At 72.1% G+C, this 15,304-nt stretch carries 14 protein-coding genes, 1 pseudogene and 1 riboswitch; of the genes and pseudogenes, 6 read left to right on the forward strand and 9 right to left on the reverse strand.

The window, feature by feature from the left end; genetic code table 11:
• Position 1: 1 nt before the first annotated feature.
• Positions 2-814, forward strand: a complete 813-nt coding sequence (locus M2163_RS29050) for an HAD family hydrolase (RefSeq protein WP_280849918.1) — start codon at positions 2-4, stop codon at positions 812-814.
• Positions 815-817: 3 nt separating this feature from the next.
• On the opposite strand, the gene M2163_RS29055 is transcribed toward M2163_RS29050, so the two are convergent.
• Positions 818-1,300, reverse strand: a complete 483-nt coding sequence (locus M2163_RS29055; RefSeq protein ID WP_280849917.1) for a transglycosylase SLT domain-containing protein — start codon at positions 1,298-1,300, stop codon at positions 818-820.
• A 5-nt stretch (positions 1,301-1,305) separates the two neighbouring features.
• Positions 1,306-1,506, reverse strand: a riboswitch (cyclic di-AMP (ydaO/yuaA leader).
• Positions 1,507-1,829: 323 nt separating this feature from the next.
• A pseudogene (locus M2163_RS29060) lies at positions 1,830-2,368 on the reverse strand (CocE/NonD family hydrolase); the annotation flags it as partial.
• A 299-nt stretch (positions 2,369-2,667) separates the two neighbouring features.
• Here M2163_RS29060 and M2163_RS29065 point away from each other — a divergent pair.
• The 4 genes from M2163_RS29065 to M2163_RS29080 all read left to right on the forward strand — a co-directional run bounded on the left by M2163_RS29065 (position 2,668) and on the right by M2163_RS29080 (position 7,708).
• Positions 2,668-3,678, forward strand: coding sequence for a polyprenyl synthetase family protein (locus M2163_RS29065; protein WP_280849916.1), 1,011 nt, complete (start codon positions 2,668-2,670; stop codon positions 3,676-3,678).
• 853 nt (positions 3,679-4,531) lie between these two features.
• Positions 4,532-5,770: a sigma-E factor regulatory protein RseB domain-containing protein gene (locus M2163_RS29070; RefSeq protein ID WP_280895460.1), complete on the forward strand. Its 1,239-nt coding sequence runs from the start codon at positions 4,532-4,534 to the stop codon at positions 5,768-5,770.
• A 32-nt stretch (positions 5,771-5,802) separates the two neighbouring features.
• A complete protein-coding gene (locus M2163_RS29075) occupies positions 5,803-6,807 on the forward strand; it encodes an ABC transporter ATP-binding protein (RefSeq protein ID WP_280849914.1) in 1,005 nt (334 codons plus the stop codon).
• Complete coding sequence (locus M2163_RS29080; protein ID WP_280895461.1) at positions 6,794-7,708, forward strand: ABC transporter permease; 915 nt, start codon at positions 6,794-6,796, stop codon at positions 7,706-7,708. Before M2163_RS29075 ends, M2163_RS29080 begins: the two co-directional genes overlap by 14 nt.
• On the opposite strand, the gene M2163_RS29085 is transcribed toward M2163_RS29080, so the two are convergent.
• From M2163_RS29085 to M2163_RS29095, 3 genes are all read right to left on the reverse strand, one after another.
• Positions 7,698-8,288 carry an NAD(P)H-dependent oxidoreductase gene (locus tag M2163_RS29085; protein WP_280849913.1) on the reverse strand — a complete coding sequence of 197 codons (591 nt, stop codon included), beginning with the start codon at positions 8,286-8,288 and terminating at the stop codon, positions 7,698-7,700. The two genes, M2163_RS29080 and M2163_RS29085, sit on opposite strands and share 11 nt — an antisense overlap.
• 82 nt (positions 8,289-8,370) lie before the next feature.
• Positions 8,371-9,657: an amidase gene (locus M2163_RS29090; RefSeq protein WP_280895462.1), complete on the reverse strand. Its 1,287-nt coding sequence runs from the start codon at positions 9,655-9,657 to the stop codon at positions 8,371-8,373.
• Positions 9,654-10,112, reverse strand: coding sequence for a DUF6668 family protein (locus M2163_RS29095; RefSeq protein WP_280895463.1), 459 nt, complete (start codon positions 10,110-10,112; stop codon positions 9,654-9,656). Before M2163_RS29095 ends, M2163_RS29090 begins: the two co-directional genes overlap by 4 nt.
• Positions 10,113-10,274: 162 nt before the next feature.
• Here M2163_RS29095 and M2163_RS29100 point away from each other — a divergent pair, with 162 nt between their 5' ends.
• Complete coding sequence (locus M2163_RS29100) at positions 10,275-11,624, forward strand: hypothetical protein (RefSeq protein ID WP_280895464.1); 1,350 nt, start codon at positions 10,275-10,277, stop codon at positions 11,622-11,624.
• A 23-nt stretch (positions 11,625-11,647) separates the two neighbouring features.
• On the opposite strand, the gene M2163_RS29105 is transcribed toward M2163_RS29100, so the two are convergent.
• The 4 genes from M2163_RS29105 to M2163_RS29120 all read right to left on the reverse strand — a co-directional run bounded on the left by M2163_RS29105 (position 11,648) and on the right by M2163_RS29120 (position 15,273).
• A complete protein-coding gene (locus tag M2163_RS29105) occupies positions 11,648-12,598 on the reverse strand; it encodes a M28 family metallopeptidase (protein WP_280895465.1) in 951 nt (316 codons plus the stop codon).
• Between the two features lie 152 nt (positions 12,599-12,750).
• Positions 12,751-13,218, reverse strand: coding sequence for a VOC family protein (locus M2163_RS29110; protein ID WP_280895466.1), 468 nt, complete (start codon positions 13,216-13,218; stop codon positions 12,751-12,753).
• A 68-nt stretch (positions 13,219-13,286) separates the two neighbouring features.
• Complete coding sequence (rarD, locus tag M2163_RS29115; RefSeq protein WP_280854121.1) at positions 13,287-14,234, reverse strand: EamA family transporter RarD; 948 nt, start codon at positions 14,232-14,234, stop codon at positions 13,287-13,289.
• Positions 14,235-14,418: 184 nt separating this feature from the next.
• Positions 14,419-15,273, reverse strand: coding sequence for an SDR family oxidoreductase (locus tag M2163_RS29120; RefSeq protein WP_280895467.1), 855 nt, complete (start codon positions 15,271-15,273; stop codon positions 14,419-14,421).
• Positions 15,274-15,304: the final 31 nt, after the last annotated feature.

Raw genomic sequence — 15,304 nt, forward strand, 5'->3', positions numbered from 1 at the left:
CATGGCCGCCTCCACCGCATATTCACTCATCGCCACCGACCTGGACGGTTCGCTGCTCCGGGCCGACGACACCCTCTCCGACCGGTCGTTGGCCGCGCTCGCCCGGGTGGCCGCGGGTGGGGCCCGGCATCTGGTCGTGACGGGACGCCCGGCGCCCAGAGTGCGGCCCCTGCTCGACGACCTCGGCAGCACGGGGCTCGCGGTGTGCGGACAGGGCGCGCAGGTGTACGACGCCGGCGCGGACCGTCTGCTCTGGTCGGTGACGCTGGAGCGGGAGCTGGCCGAGACCGCGCTCGGCAAGATCGAGGCCGAGGTCGGGCAGGTGTACGCGGCCGTGGACCAGGACGGTGTCGACGGGCTCACGCTCATCGAACCGGGCTATCTGATGCCCCACCCGACGCTGCCCGCGGTGCGGGTGGCCCGGCGCGACGACCTGTGGTGCGAGCCGATCAGCAAGGTGCTGCTGCGCCACCCCTACCTGTCCGACGACGAGTTGGCGGTCACGGCGCGTTCGGTGGTGGGCTCGCTGGCGACGGTCACCATGTCGGGGCCCGGGACCGTCGAACTCCAGCCATGCGGCATCACCAAGGCCACCGGCCTCGCGCTGGCCGCCGAACACCTGGGTCTGGGCCCGGAGGTGACGATCGCCTTCGGGGACATGCCCAACGACATCCCGATGTTCGACTGGGCGGCCCGCGGTGTGGCGATGGCGAACGCCCACCCCGAACTCAAGGCCGTGGCCGACGAGGTGACCCTGTCCAACGAGGACGACGGCATCGCCGTCGTCCTCGAAGGGCTCTTCCCGCGGGCGTAGTTCCTAGTACGCGCCGTACACGTTGTCGATGGACCCGTACCGCTGGGCCGCGTAGTTGCAGGCCGCGGTGATGTTCGCCACCGGGTCGTACGGGTCCCACGAGGTGTTGGCCACGTGGTACGCGTTGAAGGTCGGGTCGATCACCTGGAGCAGGCCCTTGGAGGGCGTCCCGGCGGCCGCGTTGGAGTCCCAGAGATTGATGGCGTAGGGGTTGCCGGAGGACTCGCGGATGACGTTGCGGTAGATGCCGTCGTAGGAGCCGGGAATGCCGTGCTCCGCCATGACGGCGAGGGAGGCCCGGATCCAGCCGTCGAGGGTGTTGGAGTAGCCGAGCGTGGTCGCGGTCTGCACGGCCGGGGTGGCCGCGGACGCGCTGGTGGCGCCGATGAGCGGGAGCGCGAGGACGGCGACACCGGTACCGGCGACGGCGAGCTTGCGGGCGAGACGGCTGGTACGGGTACGGCGGTGCTGAGCGGCAGCGGGCATGGCGAAGTTCCTCTCCGTCGCCTGCGAGGTGAGCTGTCGGGTTCGGGCGGGAGCTGCCCGGCCACGCCCACGAAAGGCATGACTTCACCCCAAGCCGTACCGGTATGTCCGAAGACGACCGTTACGGCGACCTACCTGGTTCCCCCGCTCCTGCCGTGGTTCTCGGTGGGTGTACGGGCGGTGGCAGGATTCGGCGTCCGCCCGACAGGCCGGGAACGTATGCGAGAGCACATGTCCGGAACAAGTGGCGAGTTCACATGGCGTGCCTATTGACCTTGGTAAGGGGTATTTGAGGCGCTTGATCCTTTGCGTTCGCCAAGTCTCAACTCACGCGTGGGAAAAGGCGGATCGGTAGATTCCGGAAAGCCGTCGCTCCGGCCGCGCGAGTGGGTCAAGTCACAGCTGAGCGCAAGAGGTGTAAAACGGTCAAGAAGGCTCAACTCATGTTCAACCGACCGGCCGTGGGATCCGCTTCACCCACGTCGGGTGGAAGTCGGTGCCGTCACGGGCCATCTCCGAGCGGGCCTGCGAGCGACATCTCCCGCCGGGCGTCGCCGACATGGAGCGGGTCCGGCGGGCGGCAGACGCGGGCGAGCATCCTCGCCGCCCGCCCGTGCAGGTCCGCGGCCGGGACGGAACCTCCCCTGCGGTGCCCGTCGTCGTCATGACGGCCGTCGGTGGCGCGGACGGTGACGACCGCCCCAGGAGATGCGGAACATGCCGGCCCGGCCGTCGCACCAGGGCTGCGCCGCCGGCCACTCGACCCCCTCGGCCCCGTCGGCGAGTCCGGTCGCCGAGCACGCGTCGCCGGGCACGCCCCCGCTGTTGCCGTGCCCGCGCACGTCCACGCGGACGGACTCGTAGCCGTGGCCTGCGTACCAGGGGGCGCTGCCGGTCGCGGGGCGCGGGCCGGTCGGTGAGGCGATGCGGCAGGTATTCGAGGATCGCGGGTACCGGTTCTTCGGAGAGGGGTCGCCACACGCGTGCGTACAGGAGCGTCCCGTCCGCCGGCGGGACACGGACGCCGGCGTGGGTGGTCTCGCAGGGGAAGGGCGTACGGATGCGCATCGGTGGGGTCCCGTCGGCCTCAGTGCGCCGGGCGTGTGGTGCGGCGCGGCCGGGGCGCGGTGGCCTCGGTCCCGGCTTCGGTTCGGGACACGGACGGCTACTTCCGTACAAGTGGATAGATATCCATCCTTTTCAGGTGATCAAAAACATACCGGCCGTGATCCGATACCGCCTGGCATGGACGGGGCGGGCGCTATCGGTGATCCAAAGGTGACCGGATACGCTGACTTGAGTGATGGCAGCGACCTATCGACATTCCTCGTAACCGCCAGAAGACACCAGCAGACAGGAGACCCCTCGTGACCGTCGTCGGGCCGTTCGGGCTGAGCGTGCGGGACCAGGCTCTGGAAGCCGATGTCCAGGCCGGATTGGCGGCTGTCGAGGAGGGACTGCTCGAGGCCACCAAGAGCGAGGTTCCCTTCATCACGGAGGCCGCCCAGCATCTGGTGAGGGCGGGCGGAAAGCGGTTTCGGCCGCTGCTCGTGATGCTCGCCGCGCAGTTCGGCGACCCCTATGCGCCCGGCGTGGTGCCGTCGGCCGTGGTGGTGGAGCTGACCCACCTCGCCACGCTGTACCACGACGACGTCATGGACGAGGCCGAGGTCAGGCGGGGCGTGGACAGCGCCAACACCCGCTGGGGCAACTCGGTGGCCGTCCTGACGGGCGACTTCCTGTTCGCCCGCGCCTCGCACATCCTGGCCGACCTCGGGCCCGAGGCGGTCCGGGTCCAGTCGGAGGCGTTCGAGCGCCTGGTCACCGGCCAGATCCTGGAGACGGCCGGACCGCAGGACGGCCGGGACCCGGTCGAGCACTACCTGGACGTGCTCGGCGGCAAGACGGGCTCGCTGGTCGCGGTCTCGTGCCGCTTCGGGGCGATGATGTCCGGTGCCGACGAGACGGTCGTGGACGTCCTGACCCAGTACGGCGAGCGCCTCGGCGTCGCCTTCCAGCTGGCCGACGACGTCCTGGACATCGCCTCCGACTCCCACGAGTCCGGCAAGACGCCGGGCACGGACCTGCGCGAGGGCATCCCGACCATGCCGGTCCTGCGGCTGCGGGAGCGCGCCGCCCGGCTGGGCCTGGCCGAGGACATCGCCCTGTGCGAGCTGCTCGACTCCGACCTCACGGACGACGCGCGGCACGCCCGGGCCCTGGCGGCCCTGCGCACCCACCCGGCGCTGGAGCAGGCCCGCCGGGACACCGTGCGCTACGCCGAGGACGCACGCGCGGCACTGGCTCCGCTGCGGGAGTGCGACGCGAAGGCGGCACTGATGGAACTGTGCGACGCGGTGGTCCACCGCGCCGGGTAGTGATGTACGTCACCGCCCCGCAGGCAGCTGCGCCGGGCTGGAAGCGGGCGCCTGTGGGGGTGCCGCGTAGGTGGTCTGGCGGGTGCGGGTGCGTTGTGGCTGGTCGCGCAGTTCCCCGCGGGCAGCTGCGCCGGGCTGGAAGCGGGTGCCTGTGGGGGTGCCGCGTAGGTGGTCTGGCGGGTGCGGGTGCGTTGTGGCTGGTCGCGCAGTTCCCCGCGGGCAGCTGCGCCGGGCTGGAAGCGGGTGCCTGTGGGGGTGCCGCGTAGGTGGTCTGGCGGGTGCGGGTGCGTTGTGGCTGGTCGCGCAGTTCCCCGCGCCCCTGGGGGGTTGCAGTCGCCTGCGTCTCGAGGACCGTCCGTGGGGAGTGCCCTGCCCGGTGCCGCGAGGACCGTCCGCACCAGCCCCCACCGAGCCCGCGTCGGCTGCCGCAGGCATTCAGGGGCGCGGGGAACTGCGCAAAACGCCCGCCCCCACCCGCCCGCGCAGGTATTCAGGGGCGCGGGGAACTGCGCAAAGCGCCCGCCTCCACGCACCCGGGCCAGCCCGCGCGGGGCGGCGCAGGTATTCAGGGGCGCGGGGAACTGCGCGAGACGCCCGCCCCCACCCAGCCGCACCGCTCCCACGACCGAACCCGGGGAGGGGCGCCCCCTACGGGTCGTAGGGGGCGCCGGACTGTTGTGTCATCCCGCAGGTGTACACGGAGTTGGCCCCGAGGGCTGACGCATGCTCATGGCCGATTTGGTCAGATGGACACCACGGAAAACACCACTCCTCACCGATTCGGGTGAGAATGGCGGCTAAGGGTGGACGCACGGGAGTTGAAGCCGCCGCCGACGACGGAGGTAAGGCACACATGGCACCGTACGAATCCGACGACAGCGCGACCGCCGCGGACGCCGAAGAGCTGCGTTCCGCGCGCCGGCGCAAGGCCGCGCGGTACGTCGTGCCGGCCACGGTGGTGGGAGTCGCGGCGGCGACCATCGGGCTCGTCCCGGCGCTCGCCGACTCCGGTGACCCCGACCTGCCGAAGATCAGCGCACAGGAACTCATCGAGAAGATCGCCGCGTCGGACGTACAGCAGCTGTCCGGCACCGTGAAGATCACCACCGATCTCGGCCTGCCGGACCTCGGCGGCCTGGAGAGCTCGCTCGGCTCCGCCGCCGGGCCCTCCGGATCGGGCGGCGGCTCGTCCGCCGACCCGTCCACCAAGCTCACCGAACTGGCCTCCGGCACCCACACACTGCGCGTCGCGGCCGACGGAGAGGACAGGCAGAAGATCTCGCTGCTGGAGAACGCGGCCGAGTACAGCCTCATCCACAACGGCAAGGACGTCTGGGGCTACGACAGCAAGTCAAACTCCGTCTTCCACACCACGGCCTCCGAGAGCGACGGCAAGCAGCGCGAGGAGCTCCCGGCCACGCCCAAGGACCTGGCCGAACAAGCCCTCGAGGCCGCCGACGAGACCACCTCGGTGACCGTCGAGGGCACCGCGCAGGTCGCGGGCCGGGACGCCTACCGCCTGGTCGTCAAGCCCAAGGACGAGGGCTCGACGGTCGGCCAGATCACCGTGGCCGTGGACGCGAAGACCGGTCTGCCGCTGAAGTTCACGCTGACCCCGGCGAGCGGCGGCGCGGCCGTCGTGGACGCCGGCTTCACCCAGGTCAGCTTCGCCAGGCCGGCCGCCTCCACCTTCGACTTCACCCCGCCGAAGGGCGCGAAGGTCGAGGAGGGGGACGTATCGAAGGCACCCGGGCACGGCGAGGAGCCCGGGGACCTCGCCAAGGACTTCGGCAAGGGCTCGGCCGAGGACCTCGGCAAGGGCGCCCCCGACGGCATGAACGTCATCGGGGACGGCTGGGACTCCATCGCCACCTTCGACACCGGCGGCCAGGGCGTCCCGTCCGGCTCCGAGGTCGGCGGTGACGTCGGCGGCTTCCTCGACTCGCTCGGCGACAAGGTCTCCGGCAAGTTCGGCGAGGGCACCGTCTTCAAGACCCGCCTGATCAACGCCCTGATCACCGAGGACGGCAAGGTCTACGTCGGCGCGGTCACCAAGGACGCGCTGGTGAAGGCGGCCGACGCGGCGAAGTAGTCCCGAGCGGGCACGACGAATCGAGGGAGCCGATGGACCAGCCGTCAGCCGCGGAACCGGACCCGGAGGGGTCGGGTGACGGCGCGGGCGGTGACGCGGGCGGGGACGGAGCCGTCATCCGCACCCGCGCCCTCACCAAGCGCTACCGCGGCGGCCAGCTCGCCGTGGACGGTCTCGACCTGACCGTCCCGGCGGGCAGCGTCTTCGGCTTCCTCGGCCCGAACGGCTCGGGCAAGACCACCACCATCCGCATGCTGATGGGCCTCATCGAACCGACCTCCGGCTCGGCGCACGTCCTGGGCCGCCCCATGCCCCGCGCCGGCCGGGCCGTCCTCCCGCACGTCGGCGCGCTCATCGAGGGCCCGGCCCTGTACGGCTTCCTCTCCGGCCGCGACAACCTCGTCCGCTACGACGCCGCCGACCCGACCGCCGATCCGCGCACCCGGCGCACCCGCGTGGGAGCGGCCCTGGACCGGGTGGGCCTCACGGCCGCCGCCGGCAAGAAGGCGAAGGCGTACTCCCTGGGCATGAAGCAGCGCCTCGGCCTGGCCGCGGCCCTCCTTCAGCCCCGCAGCCTCCTGGTCCTGGACGAACCGACCAACGGCCTCGACCCCCAGGGCATGCGGGAGATCCGCTCCCTGGTGCGGGAGCTGGCCTCCGACGGCACCACGGTCTTCCTCTCCTCCCACCTCCTCGACGAGATCGAACAGGTCTGCACCCACGCGGCGGTGATGACCCAGGGCCGGCTGATCACCCAGGGCCGGGTGGCGGACCTGGCGGCGGGGGCGAGGGGGCGGCTGGTGGTGACGACACCGGATCCGGCGGACGCGGCGAGGATCCTGAAGGAACAGGGTGTCGGTGATGTGGTCATCGCCGAGGACCGGGTCACCGCCGACCCTCCGGAGGGCGAACTGGCCGAGGTCAACGCGGCGTTGGTGGCGGCGGGGGTCAGGGTGCGGGGTTTCGGCGTCGAACGGCCCTCCCTGGAGGACGCTTTCGTCGCGCTGACCGGGGAGGGCTTCGATGTCGCAGGCTGAGTTGAGCGCCTCTCAGGGGCGTGGAGAACCGCGCGACCAGCCCCCACGCACCGCAAGCCGCCGTACGACCTTCTACGGCACCCTCTTCCGCAACGAACTGCACACCACCTTCCGCCGCTGGCGCACCCTCGCCCTCCTCGCCGTACTCGCGGCCGTCCCGGTCCTGGTGGGCATCGCGGTGAAGATCGAGACCGGCGACGGCGGCTCGGCGGGCGGCGGTGGCGGAGAAGGCCCCGCGTTCATCTCGCAGATCACCAACAACGGCCTCTTCCTGGTCTTCACCGCCCTGGCCGCCACCCTCCCCTTCTTCCTCCCGATGGCCATCGGCGTCATCGCGGGCGACGCGATCGCCGGGGAGGCCAACGCCGGGACCCTGCGCTATCTGCTGGTCGCCCCGGCGGGCCGCACCCGGCTGCTCCTGACCAAGTACGCGACGGTGATGACGTTCTGCCTGGTCGCCACCCTGGTGGTCGCGCTCTCGGCGCTGACCGTGGGGGCCCTGCTCTTCCCGCTCGGCGACCTGACGACGATCTCCGGGACCCGGATCACCTTCGCGGAAGGCCTCGGAAGGGCCCTGCTGATCGCCCTGGTGGTGGCCGCGTCACTGATCGGCGTGGCGGCCCTCGGCCTGTTCGTCTCCACGCTCACGAACAGCGGCATCGCGGCGATGGCCACGACGGTGGGCCTGCTGATCACGGTCCAGATCCTCGACCAGATACCCCAACTGCACGCTCTCCAGCCGTACTTCTTCTCCCACTACTGGCTGTCCTTCGCCGACCTCATGCGGGAGCCGGTCTACTGGGACGACCTGGTGAAGAACCTCGGCCTCCAGGGCTTGTACGCGGCGGTGTTCGGCTCGGCGGCGTGGGCGAGGTTCACGGCGAAGGACGTCACGGCGTGACCTGCTCGTAAGGGAACTTCGCGAGCGGCGGCTCCTGGTCGAAGAAGGTCTTGGCCCGGGCGAGGGCGTCGGTGTCCCGCAGGACGTCACCGGGCTTGCTGCCGTTGCCGAGGAGCACCCCGCCGAAGCGCATCCCCATGTACGCGGCCGAGTTGTTGAGGGTGCCGATCAGCGGCTCGGCGACCTCGAACTCCTCGTGCGCCAGCGCGGTGACACCCCACAGCGTGCGCCCCGCCATGGTCGCCTTGAACTCGACGCCCGGCGTGCGCAGCCACCCCGACCAGTAGTCCAGGTAGCGCTTGACGTGCGCGGAGACCGAGTACCAGTACAGCGGGGAGGCGATCACGATGTCCGTCGCCGCGAGCGTCGCGTCGAAGAGCAGTGCCGTGTGGCCGATCGTCGGACGCACGTGGTCCGTGTCGTGCCGGAGGTCCTCGAAGTCGGGCAGCGGATGCTCCGCGAGGTCGATCCACTGCTGCTCGACGTCCGGGGGCAGCTGCTCGGCGGCCCGGCGGGCCAGCAGTTCGGTGTTGCCGTCGCTGCGGCTGCTGCCGAGCACGAACAGGAAACGGCGCGTCATGGAGATCTCCCGGCTGGTGGGCGTACGGTAAATACTCGCACGTGCATTATATGCGTACGCAATTACCTGTCCAGGGGGCCCCTCAGGTCTGTGCCCGCGCCGCCTCGGCGCCCCTCCGCGCCACCTCCAGCAGCAGCGCCTCGCCGCCGTGCCGGGCCACCAGCTGGAGTCCGACCGGGCAGCCGTCGGGGCCGAGACCGGCCGGGAGGCTCAGCGCCGGGTGCCCGGAGAGGTTGAACGCCCAGGTGAGAGCGGTGGAGTAGCGGTCGCCCGGGCCCTCGTGACCGTGCGGCGGGCAGGGGGTCGTGGGCGTGATCAGCAGATCGGTGCCGGCGAAGGCCTCCTCCAGGAGACGGTCGTTGGCCGCCCGGACCCGGTAGGAGTCCCGCAGATCGGAGCCCGGGGTGCGCAGGGCGAGCCAGGCGGCGGCGGGGTCGTGCAGGCGGAGCGGAGTGCCGGGCCGGACCGCCCGCACGACACCGGCGTCGGCCAGCCGCCCCGCCGCCGCGCTGGCGATCCGGACGATGCCGGGGTCGGGATCGGCGAAGCCGAGATCGGGGGACCAGAGGGCGGTGGCGGGCAGACGGGTGCTCCCGCCGCTCCCGGTTGCGATCCCCGTCCCGCTCCCGGTTGCGGTCCCCCTCGCGCTCCCGGTCCCGCCGCCGGACACCGCGCGCCAGTAGGCGACCGCGTCACCGGCATGGCGGACCAGGATGCCGGGAGCGGTGAGGCCGGGGTTGCTCGGAGCGGCGTCGGCGCTCGTACCGCCGGTGCCGGTGCCGGTGCCGGTGCCGGGCCCAGCGCCGGTGTCGACGTCGTCGGCGCCGCGGCCCCCGCGCCCGGCGTTGGTGGTCTTGAGCCCGATCACCCCGCACCAGGCCGCCGGGATCCGTACCGACCCCGCCCCGTCGCTCCCCGTCGCCATCGGGACGAGTCCCGCGGCCACGGCGGCCGCGGAGCCCGCCGAGGAACCGCCCGGGGTGCGGTCGGCGCGCCAGGGGTTGACGGTACGGCCGTGGGCGCCGAGTCCCCACGTCTGCCAGGGAGTTCCGGGGCCCGGCACGGAGGTCGCGCCGACGGGCACGCACCCGGCCGCGAGGAGCGCTGCCGCACCCCGCAGCCCGTGCCGCCCCTTCACGCCGATCGGCACCCCGGCCAGCGGCGGCCGCTCACCCGCGTCGACGCGAAGGTCGATCTCGCGGGCCCGCCGCAGCGCCTCCTCCTCCCACACCTCGGCGAACGCGCACAGCTCCGGATCCACCCGCCGGATCCGCTCCAGGGCGCTCGCGACGACGTCGACGGCCCGCAGCGAGCGCGCACGCACCGCCGCGGCCAGGTCGCGGGCGGACGGTGAGGCGGCTGCCGTCACGAGGCGGCGGCGCGGGTGAGCCGGACCAGGGGTTCGGTGGCGCGCGGCGGCTTTCCGTCCAGGTCGCCGAGGCGCCACGCGGGGACCCAGGGCACGCGGTACACGTCGACCGTGGACTCGATCTCCCTGACCTGCTGGGCGAGCGGACGCGGGAGCCGGCCCGGAGCGTCCGCGACGAGGACCACGGCGTCGAGGTCGAGGCCCGGCGGGTGCTCCCCGCGCCGGAAGAGCTCCAGGGTGCGGCGGGCGGCGAGCAGGCCCGCGGCGTGCGTACGGGCGACGAGCAGGACGGAGGAGGGGGCGCCGGGGCCCGGCCAGTCGCGTCCGCTGTCGTGACCGCCGTAGACGGCGGCCAGGGTGGAGACGCCGGCGCCGCCGTGGGTGCCCACCCACGCGAACCGCCTCCCGGTCGGGGCCACCGGCCCGCGGATCCAGATCTCCGGCCCCTGCTGCACGCTCTCCGCCTTTCGCCGCACGTCAGTTCGCCTGCCCGTCCCCGGACGCTGCCATCCCACCCGCCTCCCTTTTCCTGGAACAGCCCTGTGACATCACGGTGACGTGAGAACCGGGGGCGAGCGGAGAGACTCGACAGTACGTGCACGACCGTGAGGGATGAGATGTCTCGACTCAGCCGCGACAAGAAGCGGGACCACCAGCGGGGGGCCGCCCCGATCGACGTCCGCGTCCCCCTGACGGGTGAGTCCGCGACGGTGGCCGGAACGCCGGTCACCGCGCCGCCCGGCGAGGAACTCCACCAGACCGTCCTGACCCACCTCCACCACCTCGCCCTGAGCAGCGGCCACGCCGTTCACGCCACGATCCACGACGCCCGCATCGGTTACGTGGTCCCCCTGGAGGTCGCGACGGACGGCGCCAGCCGCTTCACCGCGGAGCCGGTACGGATGGCTTCGCCGGAGCCCGCCGAGCAGGGGGCCGGCCCGGTGCCGTCCGCCGCGGGCGGGGAGCCGGCGGTGCAGCCCTGGCCGCCCGCGGCCCCCGCCGCCCCGGATGAAAGGCCCACGCGTCTCCTGCGGCAACTCGACGACTCCGGCACCGAACCGCAGCCGACGGACGCCGAACCGGCACCGACCCGGCTCCTGCGGCAGCTGCCGGATCCGGGGGCCACCGGCCCGGCTCCGGCCCGGGCCCCCGGGACGGCCGTACCCCCGACGGGCGCGTTCGGTCCGCCGCCCGTCATGGACTCGATCCCGTCCTCCGCCCCGGCCCCGCAGCCGGCGACCGACCCCGCCTACACGTCCAGCCCCCTGCCGCCGACCGACCCCGTCTACACGTCCAGCCCCCTGCCGCCGGCACCGGCCGCACCGCGGTCCGGTTTCGCCGGGGTCGCACCCCAGCCGCTTCCGCCCGCCACGCCCGCCCCCCGGCCCCCCGCCCCCCTCGTCGAGCCGGTGCCCCTCCTGGAGGACCCCGGTCCCACGGTGACTCCTGTGCGGGGGTTCGACGCCGTGGCCGAGGCCGTGCTGGGGGAGGGGCTGGTGGTCGACGAGATCGAGGTGCTCGCGGAGCCGGTCGGCCGGATCAGCGAGGCCGTGCGGGAAGGGCGGACGGACCTGGCCGCCGAGTTGGCGGAGCGGGTGGTCGGCGAGGCGTCCGAGACTCTGGGCGCCGAACATCCCGATGTGCTGCGGGTGCGTGAACTCGCCGCTTACATCGCCTACTTGGGCGGTGAGCCGGTCCAGGCCGCGGAGATCTCGCTCGATCTGGCCGACATCCACCACCGCGCCGGGGACGCCGAGGCGGCCTACGGCAATGTGCAGAGCGCGGCCACCGCGTGGAAGGCCGTGCGGGATCCGCTGCGCGGCCTGGACATCGGGCGCGAGCTGCTCACCCTGTGGACGGACCTGGCCGCCGGGGAGGGCCCGGCGGCCGAGGACCCCGACAAGCTGGAGTCGGCCCGCGCCAGGATGCTCCGCCTCGCGGAACGCGCCCGGAACGCCGACGGTTAGCAGGTGGGGAGGGGTGGGGGCCGTTACTGCGACAGCTCCCACACCGCGTACGCCACCGCGTCACTGTTGCGGTCCAGGGCCGTGTCGTTGATGTTGGCCGTGGTGTCGCACGACGAGTGGTAGCAGCGGTCGAAGGCCAGCCCCGAGGTGCCGCCCCACTTGGCCGCCTGGGCCGCCGTCTTGACGTAGTCGGCCCCGCTGAACAGCCCGCCCACCGGCACGCCCGCGTTCTTGAACGGCGCGTGGTCGGAACGGCCGTCGCCCTCGGTCTCGATCTCGGTCGGGACGCCGAGGCCGGCGTAGTACGTCTTGAAGGTCTTCTCGATGGCCGGGTCGTCGTCGTAGACGAAGTAGCCGGGGTTCGGCGAGCCGATCATGTCGAAGTTCAGGTAGCCGCTGATCCGCGAACGGTCCGTGGTGGACAGGCGGTTGACGTAGTAGCGGGAGCCCACCAGGCCCAGCTCCTCCGCGCCCCACCAGGCGAATCTCAGGTGCTTGGCGGGGTGGTGGCCGGCCCTGGACACCGCGAGCGCGGTCTCCAGGACGGCCGCAGAACCGGAGCCGTTGTCGTTGATGCCCGCGCCGGCCGTGACGCTGTCGAGGTGCGAGCCGGACATGATCACCTGGTTGGTGTCGCCGCCCGGCCAGTCGGCGATCAGGTTGTAGCCGGTGCGGCCGGAGGACGTGAACTGCTGGATCGTCGTGGTGAATCCGGCGGCGTCCAGCTTGGCCTTCACATAGTCGAGCGAGGCCTTGTAACCGGCGCGGCCGTGGGCCCGGTTGCCGCCGTTGGCGGTGGCGATGGACTGGAGCTGGGTCAGATGCGCCTTCACGTTGGCCACCGGGATGTCGGGGGCCGCGGCCACCGCGGGCTGTCCCGCGGGGGCCGCGCCGGCTATGGATCCGCCGGCCAGGAGGGAGACGGTGGCGACGACGGCGGTGGCCGTGACGCGTCCGGGAACCGAGAGCTTCATGTGGGGGGCTCCGAATTCCGTGGGAACCCCTGGACTCACAGGGGTTCCACAGTGATTGGGTGCCTGGATGGTGAAGCTGAGGTTGACTTACCGTCAAGGGCGGAATCCGGTCAGCGGAGTTCGTATACCGGACCGGACCGATACGGACGCGGTCAGTGGACGCAGAACTCGTTCCCTTCCGGATCCGCCATGACCACCCACGCCCCCGACGGTTCACTGACCTCACGCAGCACCCTCGCCCCGAGTCCCGTCAGCCGCTCCACCTCGGCCGTCCGGGCACCCTGGCCGGGGTGCAGGTCGAGATGGAGCCGGTTCTTGACCGTCTTCGGCTCCGGTACGCGCTGGAAGAGCAGGCGCCGCCCCAGACCGGTGCCGCTGTCCTTGTCGTACGGATCGTCCGGATGCCGTACGGCGACCAGGTCCCGGAACGCCAGCCTGGCATGCCACTCGACGGCCGCCTCACGCGGCAGCGCGCCGAGTTCCAGCAGCCGCTGGATCAGGGCGTCGTTGTCCTCGGTCTCGTAGTGCAGGGCGGCGGCCCAGAAGTCGGCCTGGGCATGCGGGTCGGCGGCGTCGACGACCAGCTTCCAGTGCACCGGTGCGGGGGTTGTCTGCGTCATGGACCCACTTATAGCGGCGAATTAGGCCGAGCCCTGTCCTCAGCCGATTCCGCCTCGCCGTAACCGGGCTACGGCCGCGTGGCGGGCGAGTCCAGCGGCTCCGGGCCCGAGGCCAGGCTCTCCGCCGTCCGGACGGTGCCGGCCGCGCCCGGGGTCACGGTGGTGCGGGGCCTCGTCAGCTCTCTCCTGAGCGTCCGCGCGGTGCGCAGGGCGTCCCAGGTGAGCAGTGTCAACGCCAGCCAGACCAGCGCGAACCCGGCCCAGCGCTCGGGCGGCATGGCCTCGTGGAAGTAGAGGACGCCGAGCAGGAACTGGAAGACCGGGGCCAGGTACTGCAGCAGTCCCAGTGTGGACAACGGCACCCGGATCGCCGCGGCGCCGAAGCAGACCAGGGGGAGGGCGGTGACGATGCCCGTGGAGGCGAGCAGCGCGGCGTGCCCCGGTCCCTCGGAGGCGAAGCTGAGGTCACCGCGGCCGCTCAGCCACAGCAGATAGCCGAGTGCGGGCAGGAACTGGATCGCGGTCTCGGCGGCCAGCGACTCCACGCCCCCGAGGTTCACCTTCTTCTTGACCAGGCCGTACGTGGCGAAGGAGAAGGCGAGCGTGAGGGAGATCCACGGCGGCCGCCCGTACCCGACGGTGAGGACGACCACTGCGGCGGCGCCGATCCCGACAGCCAGCCACTGCACCCGCCGCAGCCGCTCCTTGAGCAGCAGCACGCCCATCGCGATGGTGACGAGGGGATTGATGAAGTACCCGAGCGAGGCCTCCACCACATGGCCGCTGTTGACGGCCCAGATGTAGACGCCCCAGTTCACGGTGATGACGGCGGCGGCCACGGTGACCAGCGCCAGTCTGCGCGGCTGCCGCAGCAGCTCACCGGCCCAGGCCCAGCGCCGTACGACGACGAGTGCGACGGCCACGAAGGCGAGCGACCACACCATCCGGTGGGCGAGGATCTCGGCGGCTCCGGCGGGCTTGAGCAGCGGCCAGAACAGGGGCACGAGCCCCCACATCCCGTACGCGGCGAAGCCGTTCAGCAGACCTATGTGCTGCTCGCCCCTCGACTTCACGGACTCTCCTCCTCGCGCTGGTCCCGCCCGCACGAAGGTAACGCCGAGCACCCCCGCCTGTCATGCCCGTATCGCCATACGGTCATGACAGGCGGGGGTGGGACTTGCCCGGCGGGCCGGAGAGGGGTCAGCCCTTGAGCGCGACCGCGATGGACTCGGCGATCGGGGTGGCGGGGCGGCCGGTCAGCCGGGCCAGGTCACCGGTGGTGACGACCAGCTCGCCCTTCTCGATGGAGGCGTCGACACCGGCAAGGATCTGGGCGAAGGGGGCGGGCAGCCCGGCACCGGTCAGGATCTCGACGTAGGCGTCCACGGGGACGGCGTTGTAGGCGATCTCCTTGCCGGTCTGCCGGCTCAGCTCGGCCGCGTACTCGGCGAAGCTCCAGGGCTCGTCGCCGCCGAGCTCGTAGGTGGAGTTCTCGTGGCCCTCGCCGGTCAGTACGGCCACGGCGGCGGCCGCGTAGTCGGCGCGCGAGGCGGTGGAGATCCGGCCGTCGCCCGCCGCCTGCACGACGGCGCCGTGCTCCAGGGCGGGGGCGAGGTTCTCGGTGTAGTTCTCGTTGTACCAGCTGTTGCGCAGCAGCGACCAGGGCAGACCGGAGGCCAGCAGCGCCTCTTCGGTGGCCCGGTGGTCGTCGGCGAGTGCGGCGGTCAGGGTGCCGGGGGCGCTGGTGTACGCGAGCAGCGCCACGCCCGCGGCCTTGGCGGCGTCGATGACGACCTGGTGCTGGGCGGGGCGGCCCTTGTCGAACTCGTTGCCGGAGATCAGCAGCACCTTGTCGCCGGCCGCGAAGACGTTGTCGAAGGTCTCGGGGGAGTTGTAGTCGGCGACGGCTATCTTCACGCCCTTCGCCGCGAAGTCGGCGGCCTTCTCCGGGGTACGGACGACGGCGGTGACCTGCTCGGCGGGGACCTTCTCGAGCAGCTGCTCGACGACGTGACGGCCGAGGTGTCCGGTGGCTCCGGTGACGACGATGCTCATGATGTGGGATCTCCTTGTGGGGTGCGTTGGC

The sequence above is a fragment of the Streptomyces sp. SAI-135 genome (assembly GCF_029893805.1).
GTDB lineage: Bacteria > Actinomycetota > Actinomycetes > Streptomycetales > Streptomycetaceae > Streptomyces.

Excerpts from the sequence above, each read along its gene's own strand:
- M2163_RS29080 (WP_280895461.1), top strand. The coding sequence starts at position 6,794 with ATGTCGCAGGCTGAGTTGAGCGCCTCTCAGGGGCGTGGAGAACCGCGC.
- M2163_RS29120 (WP_280895467.1), bottom strand. The coding sequence starts at position 15,273 with ATGAGCATCGTCGTCACCGGAGCCACCGGACACCTCGGCCGTCACGTC.
- M2163_RS29050 (WP_280849918.1), top strand. The coding sequence starts at position 2 with ATGGCCGCCTCCACCGCATATTCACTCATCGCCACCGACCTGGACGGT.
- M2163_RS29100 (WP_280895464.1), top strand. The coding sequence starts at position 10,275 with ATGTCTCGACTCAGCCGCGACAAGAAGCGGGACCACCAGCGGGGGGCC.
- M2163_RS29085 (WP_280849913.1), bottom strand. The coding sequence starts at position 8,288 with ATGACGCGCCGTTTCCTGTTCGTGCTCGGCAGCAGCCGCAGCGACGGC.
- M2163_RS29070 (WP_280895460.1), top strand. The coding sequence starts at position 4,532 with ATGGCACCGTACGAATCCGACGACAGCGCGACCGCCGCGGACGCCGAA.
- M2163_RS29075 (WP_280849914.1), top strand. The coding sequence starts at position 5,803 with ATGGACCAGCCGTCAGCCGCGGAACCGGACCCGGAGGGGTCGGGTGAC.
- M2163_RS29105 (WP_280895465.1), bottom strand. The coding sequence starts at position 12,598 with ATGAAGCTCTCGGTTCCCGGACGCGTCACGGCCACCGCCGTCGTCGCC.
- rarD (WP_280854121.1), bottom strand. The coding sequence starts at position 14,234 with ATGTGGGGGCTCGTGCCCCTGTTCTGGCCGCTGCTCAAGCCCGCCGGA.
- M2163_RS29055 (WP_280849917.1), bottom strand. The coding sequence starts at position 1,300 with ATGCCCGCTGCCGCTCAGCACCGCCGTACCCGTACCAGCCGTCTCGCC.
- M2163_RS29110 (WP_280895466.1), bottom strand. The coding sequence starts at position 13,218 with ATGACGCAGACAACCCCCGCACCGGTGCACTGGAAGCTGGTCGTCGAC.